This window comes from Citrobacter sp. Cc139, from assembly GCF_030334645.1.
GTDB classification, from domain to species: Bacteria; Pseudomonadota; Gammaproteobacteria; order Enterobacterales; family Enterobacteriaceae; genus Citrobacter; species Citrobacter werkmanii.
The window spans coordinates 272,222-285,681 of sequence record NZ_JAOWDM010000075.1 but is presented as its reverse complement, the minus strand read 5'-3'; the positions used below and the strand labels follow the sequence as shown (position 1 = coordinate 285,681).

The window sequence follows — 13,460 nt, the reverse complement described above, 5'->3', positions numbered from 1 at the left end:
AGAAAAGTACGCGGGTCTTATAGAGGGGAGTCAGGCAGGCGGGCCGGATGCCAGCCAGGCGCAGACTTCATCCAGGCGCTCGAGCGAGTCGAGCAGATCTTCCGGCGCAGCCAGTACCAGTTCCGGTAATGGACAGATCTCATAACTCTCGAGCAAAAGCCCTTTCAGGGTATCCAGACAGCGCACATGCCAGACATGGCGCAGCGCCGTGGCGTCGATTTGGCTCTCGCCGTAGCCGATGGTGCGGATCTGAATGTGCCCTTCGCCGCACAGATTGGCGAGGAATCGGCGATCCGCGTCGCTAACAGGCAGTTGGGTGAGGTTAATGCTATGGGGAAGCGTGGCCGGATCGCGCACGTGCGCCAGCAGTTCCTGGGCCAGCGTCAGGCCATTCATCAATCCGTCGATGGGCGGAGGCAGCAGGCTATCGTCCGGCAGCGTATTGAGTGTTGCCGCCTGCCATAGCGCCTGCGGCGCGCTACCGGCTTCCAGATGTTCCTCCCATTGGCCCTTGTCATTCTGACAACGCACTCGCCAGATGCCGCAGAAAATCGACTCCTGAATTTCGCTTTCCCGGCCGTCAGCATGCTGGATGCGCGCTGAAACTTCGCCTTCACCGAGCAGCGTATTCAAAAACGTGAGATCGTCGGCGTTGAGCGTGGATAGATCCCATCTCAACACCTTCTGCCTGGCGGGAATTCTCCGGGCGAGCTGGTGGCGTACATCGGCTAACAATGCCATCACCGCCGGGCTGTGCGGGCAGTTTTCCAGCATCGCCATGCTGGGGTCGCAGTTGACCTGGCAGGTGAGGGGCAAGGGATTCATGCTGAAGCTATCATCACCCGGCTGCGTACCCGGCCCCAGCAGATGAAAAAAGGTTTCGCTCATCTCGCTGGCTCCGGCGGTATCTGTTCTTCAACTAAGGGACGCATCAGGTTGAGCAGGTCGGTCCAGGGGTGGATGCCGCTGAGAATGCCGCGCAGCTCGCCGTGGATAAACACCAGGGTGGCCGGGAAGCGGAACACGCTAAAACGATCGCCGATCGCCTCGCTGTGTTCGAGGTCGGCCATGGCTATTTGCCAGGCAAACTGGGGAAACTCGCGCAGTAACTCGGCAATCATGACCGGGTTATCGCTGACTTCCGGCGTGCGGCGGGGATCGCTGCTGAGCAGGACCACGCCATCACGCACGTGGGTTACCCAGCCATCCAGTTCAGACGCGCTCAGCGGTTGCCAGCCACGCGCCAGCATACGTTGCCATAACGCAGAAAATGGGGTGTCATTTAACATATTGTTTATTCCTCCAGCGTCACGCGATACTGGCGAATACGCACGCCTTCATAGTTTTCCATCGACAGGCATTCATAGTTCAGGCAACGCGTATCCTCGTTTTTCTGTGGCGCAATACCCCACGCGGCCAGCTGCGTAAGCGCGGCTTGTTCCGCCGCCGGGAGCTGAGCGCGTGCGATGTCGGTCAGGCTGCCGCCATAGTCGTCCAGTTGTACCGGCTGCAGTCCCACGAGAGCGATGTGCGCGGGGAGATGGCCGCGAATATCTGCCAGCGCCAGCACCTCGGAGAAGCTGTTCTGGTGCAGACTCATTTTTTTGGCGCTGAGGTAACTGGGGACTTTGTCACCGGCGTAGGTTTGCAGGGTGCCCGGTGCGAGTCCGTAGTCGATGGCGTCCAGCAGCAGCAAATGGCTGGCCTGTTCAACATAGCCCAGCAGATTCAGCCCCTGGGTGCCGCCATCGACAATCTCTACCCATTCTGGCCAGTGATAGTGGGCGTACAGGCGCTCCGCGAGGCGAATGCCAAACCCTTCGTCTGCCCACAGCAGGTTGCCTAAGCCCATCACGATGACGTTCGGTTCGCTCATGACGCCTCCTTGTCGCGCTGACGTTTGGCAAATTTGTGGCTACGATAGCCGTTGACCATGGTCGAGATGACGGTATCGTCGGACATGATGTCCTCGCGGATAGCCATGTACACATGACCTATGATGAAGGCGGCGATGAACCACATTCCTAGCCGGTGCCAGCTGTGAATATCGAGAGAGTTGCCGCCGGTCCAGTAGAAAAACTCCGTCACATAGCGGAAGGGAGTGAAGATGGCGTACTGGCTATGCTCGCTGTATAAGGCAAAACCGGTCAGGATCATAAAAACGGAGAGCAGGAAATAGCCAAACATCGCCGCCTGCGCAACGGGGTTATGTCCGATATCCTCCCCTGGTTTCTTTTCCAGAAACAGATACCAGCGCACTACCGAAAACGCCCCCTGCCACCAACTGCGACGCCAGACCGGCACGATAAACAACTCGCGTGAATAGCGGTTACCGACAAAGGCCCAGTAAACGCGCATCAGCAGTATCACCGTGAACACCATGGCGGCGGCGAAATGCGCCAGCCGGATGTCGCCCATATAGAACAGATAGGTGGCCTCGCCGCTGACCGATGGCAGCGGTCGGCCAATAAAGTATCCGGTCACCATCAAAACCAACATGCAGCCTACCGTCAGCCAGTGCCACAAGCGAACAGGCGCTTCAAACACATAGTGGCTGACGGCGGTATCACGCGCCTCCCCGACGCGTGGGGATATCTTTCCAGTCATCGTTCCTTTTCCTCAACGCTTAGCGAACCTGGACTGCGATCAGTTCGCTGCCGTCGTCGCCAAGCACGTGGGTTGAACATGCCAGGCAGGGGTCGAAGCTGTGCAAGGTGCGCAAGATCTCCAGTGGTTGATCCGGTATCGCCATTTGGGTACCCATCAGCGCCGCCTCGTAAGCGCCAATTTGCCCCTTTGGATCGCGCGGGCTGGCATTCCAGGTGGTTGGCACCACGCACTGATACAGATCGATTTTCTGGTCGCGAATCGATGCCCAGTGGCCTAATGCCCCGCGCGGCGCCTCGGTAAAACCTATCCCGCGGCACTGCTGCGGCCAGCTTTCTGGCTCCCATTTTTGGGTATTCGCTGTCGCCAGGTTGCCGTTTTTCAGGTTGGTCATCAGCTTGTCGAAGAAATATTGCAACTTGCTCACGGCCCACTGCGCTTCGTGCGCCCGGCACAGAATTCGGCCCAGTGTCGACTGCATGCCCGACAGCGGCAGTTTGAGGGCGGACATCATGCGATCTACGGATTCAATCGTCGCGGCATCCCCTTTGTGATAGGCAATCAGCGTGCGCGCCAACGGTCCAACCTCCATGGCGTGTCCCCGCCAGCGCGGGGCTTTAATCCATGAGTAACGTTCCTGCTCGTTAAGTTGCTGGATATTAATATCGCTGCCTTTCACATCGCCGGGGTTATACCAGGGTTCGGTAATGCCTTCGAAGGGGTGGCGGCCCAGCTGATCGTCCGGGTAACGGTACCAGGCGTGATCGACAAACTCCTGAATTTGCTGCTGATCGGCGAGGTCCACAGGCAATACGTTGTTAAAATCACCGTTAATCACCGCGCCGCCAGGCATCAACAGGCTTTTGTCGCTGAAGTCGTTGGCGATATCCGGGAACGCGCCGTAGCTCAAAACGCATTTATCAGAAAGCCCGGTGCCAATCTGGCTCCAGGGTTTATTGAACTGACCGATAGCCAGCGCGTCAGGCACCATCACATTGTTGATAAAGTCAGCGGTGCGGGTGATGATCGACTGCACCAGGTTCAGGCGTTCCATATCGACCGCGCCTACTGCGCCACTCTGATCGATATTGATAGCGCACGGCATACCCCCGACAATCCAGTTAGGATGGGGGTTTTTACCGCCAAACACCGTATGGATTTTGATAATCTCGCGCTGAAAATCGAGCGCTTCCAGATAGTGGGCAAAGCCCATCAGGTTAGCCTCTGGCGATAGCTTGTACTGCGGATGGCCCCAATAACCGTTGCGGAAAATCCCCAACTGACCGCCTTCGACAAATTTCTTCAGCCGATTTTGGACGTCAAAGAAGTAGCCCGGTGAGGACATCGGCCAGGCAGAAAGACTCTGCGCCAGTTGCGATGTGGCGCGAGGATCTGCTTTCAGAGCATTCAGCACGTCAATCCAGTCCATTCCGGCTAACTGGTAAAAGTGCACCAGATGGTCGTGGCACCACAGCGTGGCCAGCATAATATTGCGAATGATGTTGGCATTGTCGGGCACCTTAATGCCAATGGCATCTTCAATGGCGTAGACAGAGGCAAGGGCATGTACGCCGGTGCACACCCCGCAAATTCGTTCGACAAATGCCCATGCGTCGCGCGGGTCGCGACCCTGAAGAATGATCTCCAGTCCGCGGAACATGGTGCCGCAAGAAACCGCGTTGGTGATGATGTTCTGCTCATCAATGTTCACTTCACAACGCATATGACCTTCAATGCGCGTAATGGGATCCACAACCAGACGGCGACCGGCATTGTTTAAGGTATATCCCTGGGTTTGATATGAATGGCTCATGCCTGTTTATCCTCATTGTCTGACGACTGCTGTCTGGCGTCGGCTAATTGCTGTTTGTGGCGGTTGTGTTGGTTGACGGCGCTGGCGACGGCGTGGACGCCGACGCCGGCAGCCACGACGCCAAGCGCGGTGAGGCCCACGGTATCGGCGGTGGAATGCGTTCCCATCTGTGGAATATCAACCACGCGGCTGTAGAACGAACCGCGATCCCAGAAGCCGTTCTCTGAACATCCCAGACAACCGTGACCGGACTGGATGGGGAAGGACACGCCGCCATTCCAGCGAGTGGTGGAGCAGGCGTTATAGGTGGTTGGCCCTTTACAGCCCATTTTGTACAGGCAATAGCCTTTGCGGGCGGCGTCATCATCCCAGCTTTCGACGAACTCCCCGGCGTCAAAGTGGGCGCGGCGGTAACATTTGTCATGAATACGTTGCCCGTAGAACATTAGCGGGCGCCCCAGCCGGTCGAGTTCAGGCAGCCTGTCAAACGTCACCATGTAGGTGATGATGGCGCTCATGACGTCCGGGATCGGCGGGCAGCCGGGCACTTTCACGATCGGCTTATCGGTGATCACTTTATCGATTGGGGTTGCCTGGGTGGGGTTAGGCCGGGCAGCCTGCACGCAGCCCCAGGAGGCACAGGTGCCCCAGGCGATGATCGCGCTGGCTCCGGCGGCGGCGCGTTTGAGTTTTTCCACAAAGGGTTTTCCGCCGCTAATACAGAACATCCCTTGTTCACCCAGCGGAGGATTACCTTCGACGGCCAGAATGTAGCGGCCGTGGTACTGGCGCAGAATGTCTTCAAATACCTCTTCGGCCTGCGTTCCGGCGGCGGCCATCAGCGTGTCGTCGTAATCGAGGGAAATCAGAGAGAGGATGACGTCTTTGGCGAGTGGGTGCGAGGAGCGAATAAACGATTCGGTACAGCAGGTACATTCCAGCCCGTGGATCCAGACGACCGGGATCCGGGGTTTGTTCTCCAACGCCCAGGCTATTCGGGGCGTCATTCCAGCCCCTAATCCCAGCGATGTTGCGGCGAGGCTACAATATTTAAGAAAACTGCGTCGGCTCACTCCCTTCCGGCGCATCGCTTGATAAAAGGTCTCCTCATTATTCGTATTCATAACACGCGTTTCTTCCCCCGTTGAGTTCTGGCGCACGCCGCCAGCGATATCTAAAAAAGCGTATCCGATTAGAGGAGAGAAACAATGCGAAGAGTGTGGTTATGTCCTATAGCGATATATTCGTGACTGTTATCTGTTTTTCACTGACCGGGAATAAAAAAACGCACAGGGGAGACCGCCCTGTGCGTCGGGTTTATCGCGGAAGAACTTAAACCCCAAGGCGATCGCGTAAGCTGTAATAGGCCGCCCCCATGGCGGTAAACGGAATGCGCAGGCTGCGGCCTCCCGGGAACGGGTAGTGTGGCAGGTTGGCGAATGCGTCAAAGCGCTCGGCATCCCCGCGCAGCAGTTCGGAAATCAGGCGTCCAGCCAGATGGGTACAGGTCACGCCGTGACCGCTATAACCCTGCATATAGTAAATATTGGTATCGAGGCGGCCGAACTGCGGCATACGTGATAACGTCAACAGGAAATTACCGGTCCAGCGGTAATCAATTTTTACCCCCCGCAATTGCGGGAAGGTCTTCAGCAGATTCGGCATCACCAGGCGTTCAATATCGTTCGGATCGCGGGCGCCGTAGACCACGCCGCCGCCGTACAGCAGGCGGTTATCGCCGGTCAGACGGTAGTAATCCAGCAGGTAGTTGCAATCTTCCACACAGTAGTTTTTTGGGATCAACGAACGTGCCATTTCAGCGGACAGCGGTTCGGTGGTTAACACCTGGGTGCCGCACGGCATGCTGCTTTTGGCCAGCGCAGGTTCCAGTTTGTCGCCGAGGTAGGCGTTGCCCGCGACGATCACAAAGCGGGCTGTCACCTGGCCTTTTTCCGTGCTGACCACCGCCGGGCTGGTGTGTTGAATACGGGTGACCGGCGACTGTTCGAAGATGCGTCCGCCGTTCAGACGAATGGCGTTCGCTTCGCCAATCGCCAGATTGAGCGGATGAATATGGCCACCGCTGTGGTCGAGCAGCGCGCCGACATAGCGATCGCTACTGACTTCGCGGCGAATTTCGCTGCTGTCTAACAGTTCAAGCTGCGTGTTGCCGTAGCGTTCCCAGTTCGACTTCTGCTCTTCCAGCGTTTCCATCTGCTTATGGTTCAGCGCCACAAACAGCCCGCCAGGACGATAATCGCAGTCAATCTGATAGCGTTTAATGCGTTCGCGAATGATATCGCCGCCTTCAAACATCATGCTGCCGAGCATTTTGGCGGCATCCGGGCCGTAGCTGCGTTCGATAACATCAATATCGCGACTGTAAGAGTTAACCAACTGGCCGCCGTTGCGTCCGCTGGCCCCAAAACCAATACGTGCGGATTCCAGTAGCACCACGTCATAACCCATTTCCGCTAAATGCAGGGCGGAGGAGAGTCCGGTATAGCCGCCGCCCACGACACAGACATCACAGCTAACCGATTCGCTAAGGGTGGGAAACGGTTCGTACTGATTGGCGCTTGCGGCGTAATAACTGCTGGTATGTTCAGTCATGATTAAGGCTCCAGGGAGATCCAAATGGTTTTCAGTTCGCTAAATTTTTCCAGGGCATGCAGGGACTTATCGCGCCCGTTTCCACTTTGCTTATAACCGCCGAACGGTACGGTCATATCACCGTCGTTGTAGTTATTCACGAAGACCGAACCGGCCTTCAGGCGACGACTCATGCGATGGGCGCGCGACAAATCGCGGGTCCAGACCGCGGCGCCCAGGCCGTAGTCGCTGTCGTTGGCCAGCGCAAGGGCTTCGGCTTCGCTGCTAAAACGGGTGATGACCAGTACCGGGCCGAAGATCTCATCGCGGCTGACGTGGGCTTGCGGCGCGGTATCGACAAAAATCGTCGGGCCGATAGCCGCCGGATGGACATGGCTGCGGCCATCCAGCGCCAGCGTGCCTTGCGTTTCACCGTCGCGAATAAAGGTGTCCACGGTGTCAGCATGCGCATTGTCGATAAGCGTGCCCATCGTGGTTTCAGGATCGAGTGGGTTGCCCGGCTGCCAGTTTTTCGCCTGCTCTTTCAACAGCGCGATAAATTCGTCGGCAATACTCTCTTCCAGCAGCAGACGCGTACCGGCGATACAGACCTGACCCTGGTTGTAGAAAATGCCTGCCGCGGCAGTGGCGGCGGCTTTCGCTAGATCCGGGCAGTCGGCAAACACGATGTTGGCGCTTTTACCGCCAGCTTCCAGCCACACGCGTTTCATGTTGCTGTCGCCAGCATCTTTTAGCAGTTGCTTGCCGGTGCGGGTTGAGCCAGTAAAAGTGATCACATCGACATCCGGATGTTGCGACAACGCCTGGCCCGCTTCGTGACCATACCCGCTAACCACGCTGAGAACGCCATCGGGCAAACCCGCTTTTTTAGCCAGCGCCGCAAGACGTATGGCGGTCAGCGGGGACTTCTCCGAGGGTTTGAGGATCACGCTGTTACCGGCGGCCAGCGCGGGGCCAAGTTTCCAACAGGCCAGTAGCAGGGGAAAGTTCCACGGAACGATAGCCGCGATCACGCCCACCGGTTCGCGCACAATCAGCGCCAGATCGTTTACCGAGGTGGTGGCAACTTCGCCATAGACTTTATCAATAGCTTCGGCGTACCACCGGATGGCGCGCGCCGCGCCTGGAATATCATCACGCAGGCTATGGCGAATCGGTTTACCGGTGTCGAGCGTTTCCAGTAGCGCCAGCTCCTCGTGATGCTGCTCCATTAAATCTGCAAGCTTGTGGAGAACCGCCTTGCGCTCTGCGGGTGTTGCCTGCGACCAGTCACCGCGTTCAAAGACGGCGCGGGCGGCGGTGACCGCACGATCCACATCCGCTTTTTTGCCGCGGGCGACTTTGGCGAGTGGGCGCTGGCCGGCCGGATCCTGAGTAATAAAGGTTTCGTTATCGGCGGCGGCGCAATATTCGCCGTTAATAAATAAACGGGTTTCCGGCGAATAATGACTGGCTTTCTCACGCCAATATTTAAGGTTCTGAAAGTTCATAGCTACTCCTTTTATATCAATAAGATAAAGTTCGTTGCTGATCTTTTTCAGGCAAAATCAGGCTGCACGATGCCCCAGGGATTTACCCTGTTAATGCGCGTTATTTAAGAAGGCCTGAGAAACTCAGGCCGCTACTTATTAGAATGTGGTGGGAGTGTGGGCACTGATAATGCGGCAGATCCCTGCCGAGGTGTTGCTGAAGCTGTGTGGAATGCCGGTGTTAATGGCATAACTTTGCCCTGCAACAAGATGATACGTTTGACCGTTGATGGTCAAAACGACTTCACCTTCCAGTATTGTCCCAATCTCTTCACCCTGGTGTTTAATTCTCTCCCCGGTTGTCGTGCCTGGCTGATAGGTTTCAAACATCATTGCCAGCGTACGATTCGGATTTCCGTTGTGAACTAACTTCATGGATACTCCCTGACTCCCGATCTCAATCAAATCATCCTGATTGATAACCACCTGCGGTTCGTCAGGCTTTTCCGGTTCCGCGAAGAACTCGGAGAGCGACAGTCCATATACTTTCAATAGCTTTTGCAGCGTACTGATGGCAGGACTGACTTTGTCCTGCTCTATGGTACTGATGGCGCTATGCGTCAACCCAGACAGTTCGGCGGCACGACGTTGCGAAAGACCCAATTGCTGGCGGATCTCTGACAAACGTTTACCCGGCGCCAGGCCGTCATCGCTCATAATTGCATTTCCTTAACAGTAGTGGTCAGAGTCGCTGTTTTTCAGCGAGGTGGTTCTGACAAGCGGTGATAAAACCTTCAAGTAACAAACGCGACAGGGCGTATTCGCTACTGTTCCATTCCGGGTGCCACTGCACGCCGAGCGCGAAAGGATGGTCGTGAACGCTGGCCGCTTCCACTAATCCATCCTGCGATCGTGCTTCCACACGCAGCTGCGGGCCAAGCGTTTTTGCGCCCTGGCCATGTAAGGAGTTAACCCAAAACGTGCTGCAACCTGGTATTAATTGCGACAGCAATCCTCCCTGTTGAACCTGGACTTCATGAGATGGGGCGTATTGCTGCTCCACCGGGAGTTCCGCATCTTCACGATGTTCCAGAAACTGTGAGTGATCGCACAGGCGACGATACAGAGTCCCGCCAGTGGCGACAACTAATTCCTGTAAGCCCCGGCAGATGGCGAAAATGGGAATGCGCCTTTCGAGCCCGGCGGTAATTAGCGCCATGCTCAGAAGATCACGCCCCGGATCGGCGTCAGACTCATCGCCATTTTCACCATAGAGGTGCGGTTGCACATTGCTTGGGCTTCCAGGCAGGAAGATACCATCCAGTTTTGGTAACAGCGCGTTCAGTAATTCTGGCTCCGCGAGCGCATGAGGTAACGCTATCGGTAATCCACCGGCATTCAAAACCGCATTCAGGTACTTTTCTTGCAGAGTCTGGGTCTCGTGACCCTTAAGCCTGTTCCTACACATCACTACACCAATAACTGGCTTGTCAAATATATTGCCCATGATCGACCTCACGTTTTGGAATAAATTATTGCCAAACGGTTCCTTGTTGTGCAATTCCGTTCATTATTTTCTCAATCTAGCAGCGTAATAACCTTCTAGCAAACTTAATTTAACATTTGACAAACAAATTGTTTGCATCCAGAGTCGAATGGTGGACATTATATTTAACAGTCAAATCACAGAAAGCTTACCAGGCCAACGGCGGTGAATCATGGAAACCAATATCGTAGAAGTTGAGAATTTTGTTCAGCATTCTGAAGAGAGGCGAAGTAGCGCGTTTGCGCGCGAAGTGAAGCAATATCTGGAACGTTATCCCAACACGCAGTTTGTCGATGTGCTGTTAACCGACCTTAACGGTTGTTTTCGCGGTAAACGCATTCCCGTGTCGGGATTGTCTAAGTTAGAGAAGGGCTGTTATTTTCCCGCATCGGTGTTCGCGATGGACATTCTGGGCAATGTGGTGGAAGAGGCGGGGTTAGGACAAGAACTTGGCGAACCGGACAGGACCTGTGTGCCAGTGCTCGGAACGTTAACCCCTTCGGCCGCCGATCCGGAATTTATTGGCCAGATGATGCTGACAATGCTGGATGAAGATGGCGCTCCCTTTGACGTTGAGCCGCGGAACGTTCTCAACCGACTCTGGCAGAAACTGCGCCAGCGCGGTTTGTTCCCCGTCGTAGCGGTAGAGCTGGAGTTCTATTTACTCGATCGCAAGCGCGATCCCGAAGGTTATCTGCAGCCGCCATGCGCGCCGGGAACGGACGATCGTAATACCCAAAGTCAGGTTTACTCCGTTGATAACCTGAACCACTTTGCTGATGTGCTGAACGATATCGACGAACTGGCCCGTCTGCAGTTGATCCCGGCCGACGGTGCGGTGGCCGAAGCATCTCCTGGTCAGTTTGAAATCAATCTCATCCATACCGATAACGTACTCGACGCCTGTGACGATGCGCTGGCGCTGAAGCGCCTGGTGCGGCTGGTGGCGGAGAAACATAAGATGCATGCCACCTTTATGGCAAAGCCCTATGAGGAGCATGCCGGTAGCGGGATGCATATCCACATCAGCATTATGAATAACAAAGGCGAGAACGTGCTGGCCGATGCGAATGGCGATGATTCCGCGTTACTTAAGCGTGCGCTTGCCGGGATGATTGATCTGATGCCCGCGTCGATGGCGCTGCTGGCGCCAAATGTGAACTCTTATCGTCGCTTCCAGCCGGGGATGTATGTCCCTACCCAGGCTTCCTGGGGGCATAACAACCGTACGGTGGCGCTGCGCATTCCCTGCGGCGATCGTGATAATCATCGGGTTGAATACCGTGTGGCGGGGGCTGATGCCAACCCTTATCTGGTGATGTCGACCATTCTGGCCGGGATCCTCCATGGTCTGGATAACGAGCTGCCGTTACAGGAAGAGGTGGAAGGCAACGGACTGGAGCAGGAAGGTTTGCCGTTCCCGATCCGTCAGAGCGATGCGCTGTGGGAGTTTATGCAAAACGACAGTCTGCGTGAATTATTGGGGGAGCGTTTTAGCCACGTGTATCACGCCTGTAAAAACGATGAATTAATCCAGTTTGAACGTCTTATCACCGACACTGAAATTGAGTGGATGTTGAAAAACGCCTGACCGTCGTACAGATCATTTAAAAAGAAGTCGCATCATGCGGGCTGAGCGGAGCCAGCCCGTAAAAATTGCAGGAATACCTGCCATTTCCCGGATGTCGCGTAATGGAGCGCGGGCGACAACGGGTCTTCAGATAACCGACAGAGTTTGTGACGAGGAAATGTGATGATGCCAGTGTTTAAAAACCAGCCCCGCGTGAGCATCCATGGCTCCCGCAGTAAGTACGGACCACACCTTTGCCGTACGACATTGACGCCTTACTTTTGGAGATCCGCCTCGACACGACTCAGGTTTGCGTTACCAACGTTTCGAACGCAGACCTGGACTCGTTGCGGGGAGGATCGCTATGTCGACTAATTCTCCTGTGGACGTTGCAGGCCAGCCGGGCAAAACACAACTGCGAAAATCCCTGAAGCTGTGGCAGGTGGTGGTGATGGGGTTGGCCTATCTCACGCCGATGACGGTGTTTGACACCTTTGGGATTGTTTCGGGCGTCAGCAATGGCCATGTTCCGGCCTCCTATCTGCTGGCCCTGGCGGGGGTGCTGTTCACCGCCATCAGTTACGGTAAGCTGGTACGCCAGTTTCCGCAGGCCGGTTCGGCCTACACCTACGCGCAAAAAGCCATTAATCCGCACGTGGGGTTTATGGTTGGCTGGTCGTCGCTGCTTGACTACCTTTTCCTGCCGATGATTAACGTCCTGCTGGCGAAAATTTACCTCTCCGCGCTGTTCCCGGAGGTTGCGCCATGGATTTGGGTGGTGATGTTCGTGGCGATCCTCACCGCGGCCAATTTGAAAAGCGTTAATCTGGTGGCGAACTTCAATGCGCTGTTTGTGCTGGTGCAGGTGGCGATAATCGCCGTGTTTATCTTCCTCGTGGTACAGGGACTGCATAAAGGCGAAGGGGTCGGCACCGTCTGGTCGCTGCAACCGTTTATTAGCCAGAATGCGCATTTGATCCCGATTATCACCGGGGCGACCATCGTCTGCTTCTCGTTCCTCGGCTTTGATGCGGTGACGACGCTTTCTGAAGAGACGCCGGATGCGGCGCGTACCATCCCGAAAGCTATTTTCCTCACCGCCCTGTACGGTGGGTTGATCTTCATTGCCGCTTCGTTCTTTATGCAGCTGTTTTTCCCGGATATTAGCCGCTTTAAAGACCCGGATGCGGCGCTGCCGGAGATTGCGCTGTATGTCGGCGGCAAACTGTTCCAGTCCATTTTCCTGTGTACGACCTTTGTGAATACGCTGGCGTCAGGCCTGGCGTCGCATGCCAGTGTATCTCGTTTGCTGTACGTGATGGGCCGGGATAACGTCTTCCCGGAGAAGTACTTCGGTTATGTCCATCCGAAATGGCGTACCCCTGCGCTAAACGTCATTATGGTCGGCATTGTGGCGCTGTCGGCGCTGTTTTTTGACCTGGTGACCGCCACGGCGTTGATTAACTTTGGCGCGCTGGTGGCCTTTACGTTCGTCAATTTGTCGGTGTTTAACCACTTCTGGCGGCGTGAAGGACGTAAACATACCTGGCAGGAGAAATTGCACTATCTGGTATTGCCAATGGTTGGCGCCGCCACGGTTGCCGTACTGTGGGTCAATCTGGAGGTGACATCGCTGACGCTGGGACTGGTATGGGCCGGGTTAGGGTTGGTGTATCTCGCCTGGCTGACCGGACGTTTTCGTAAGCCGCCGCCGCAGTTTGACGCAGCGAAAACTGAGCGGGCCTGGGAGTAATGGAAGCGGAAGCAACAATAGCTTTCGGCTGAATTGGGCTAAAAATAAAATACGCTATGCCGCGGCAGACAGTTGCGGCATACCTGCTT

At 55.7% G+C, this 13,460-nt stretch carries 12 protein-coding genes; 2 read left to right on the top strand and 10 right to left on the bottom strand.

From position 1 onward, the window contains the following. Positions 1 to 30 precede the first annotated feature (30 nt). The 10 genes from OGV69_RS09525 to puuD all read right to left on the bottom strand — a co-directional run bounded on the left by OGV69_RS09525 (position 31) and on the right by puuD (position 10,009). Entirely contained in the window at positions 31 to 888 is an 858-nt protein-coding gene (locus tag OGV69_RS09525) for a hydrogenase expression/formation protein (RefSeq protein ID WP_038637904.1), read from the bottom strand. Continuing rightward, entirely contained in the window at positions 885 to 1,289 is a 405-nt protein-coding gene (gene hyaE, locus OGV69_RS09520) for a hydrogenase-1 operon protein HyaE (protein WP_038637907.1), read from the bottom strand. The genes OGV69_RS09525 and hyaE overlap by 4 nt, the downstream gene beginning before the upstream one ends. 5 nt (positions 1,290 to 1,294) lie before the next feature. Then, complete coding sequence (gene hyaD, locus OGV69_RS09515) at positions 1,295 to 1,876, bottom strand: hydrogenase 1 maturation protease (protein ID WP_038637910.1); 582 nt, start codon at positions 1,874 to 1,876, stop codon at positions 1,295 to 1,297. After that, on the bottom strand, positions 1,873 to 2,607 hold the full coding sequence (gene hyaC, locus OGV69_RS09510) for a Ni/Fe-hydrogenase b-type cytochrome subunit (RefSeq protein ID WP_069323888.1): 735 nt from the start codon (positions 2,605 to 2,607) through the stop codon (positions 1,873 to 1,875). Before hyaC ends, hyaD begins: the two co-directional genes overlap by 4 nt. Before the next feature lie 19 nt (positions 2,608 to 2,626). Beyond that, positions 2,627 to 4,420: a Ni/Fe-hydrogenase large subunit gene (hyaB, locus tag OGV69_RS09505; protein WP_069323889.1), complete on the bottom strand. Its 1,794-nt coding sequence runs from the start codon at positions 4,418 to 4,420 to the stop codon at positions 2,627 to 2,629. Further along, the gene (gene hyaA / locus OGV69_RS09500) at positions 4,417 to 5,544 is read right to left on the bottom strand and encodes a hydrogenase 1 small subunit (protein WP_071888112.1); all 1,128 of its coding nucleotides are present in this window, start codon (positions 5,542 to 5,544) and stop codon (positions 4,417 to 4,419) included. Before hyaA ends, hyaB begins: the two co-directional genes overlap by 4 nt. Before the next feature lie 208 nt (positions 5,545 to 5,752). Then, positions 5,753 to 7,033 carry an NAD(P)/FAD-dependent oxidoreductase gene (locus OGV69_RS09495; protein ID WP_038637921.1) on the bottom strand — a complete coding sequence of 427 codons (1,281 nt, stop codon included), beginning with the start codon at positions 7,031 to 7,033 and terminating at the stop codon, positions 5,753 to 5,755. Between the two features lie 2 nt (positions 7,034 to 7,035). Next, positions 7,036 to 8,523, bottom strand: coding sequence for an aldehyde dehydrogenase PuuC (puuC, locus tag OGV69_RS09490; RefSeq protein ID WP_038637924.1), 1,488 nt, complete (start codon positions 8,521 to 8,523; stop codon positions 7,036 to 7,038). A 138-nt stretch (positions 8,524 to 8,661) separates the two neighbouring features. Beyond that, positions 8,662 to 9,219, bottom strand: coding sequence for an HTH-type transcriptional regulator PuuR (gene puuR / locus OGV69_RS09485; protein WP_038637926.1), 558 nt, complete (start codon positions 9,217 to 9,219; stop codon positions 8,662 to 8,664). Between the two features lie 25 nt (positions 9,220 to 9,244). Continuing rightward, complete coding sequence (gene puuD, locus OGV69_RS09480) at positions 9,245 to 10,009, bottom strand: gamma-glutamyl-gamma-aminobutyrate hydrolase (RefSeq protein WP_003838709.1); 765 nt, start codon at positions 10,007 to 10,009, stop codon at positions 9,245 to 9,247. A gap of 211 nt (positions 10,010 to 10,220) precedes the next feature. Between puuD and OGV69_RS09475 the strand changes: the two genes are divergently transcribed. Both OGV69_RS09475 and OGV69_RS09470 read left to right on the top strand, forming a co-directional pair. Then, entirely contained in the window at positions 10,221 to 11,639 is a 1,419-nt protein-coding gene (locus tag OGV69_RS09475) for a glutamine synthetase family protein (RefSeq protein WP_087856444.1), read from the top strand. 343 nt (positions 11,640 to 11,982) lie between these two features. Next, positions 11,983 to 13,371, top strand: coding sequence for an APC family permease (locus OGV69_RS09470; protein ID WP_069323891.1), 1,389 nt, complete (start codon positions 11,983 to 11,985; stop codon positions 13,369 to 13,371). The last annotated feature ends 89 nt before the right edge of the window (positions 13,372 to 13,460 follow it).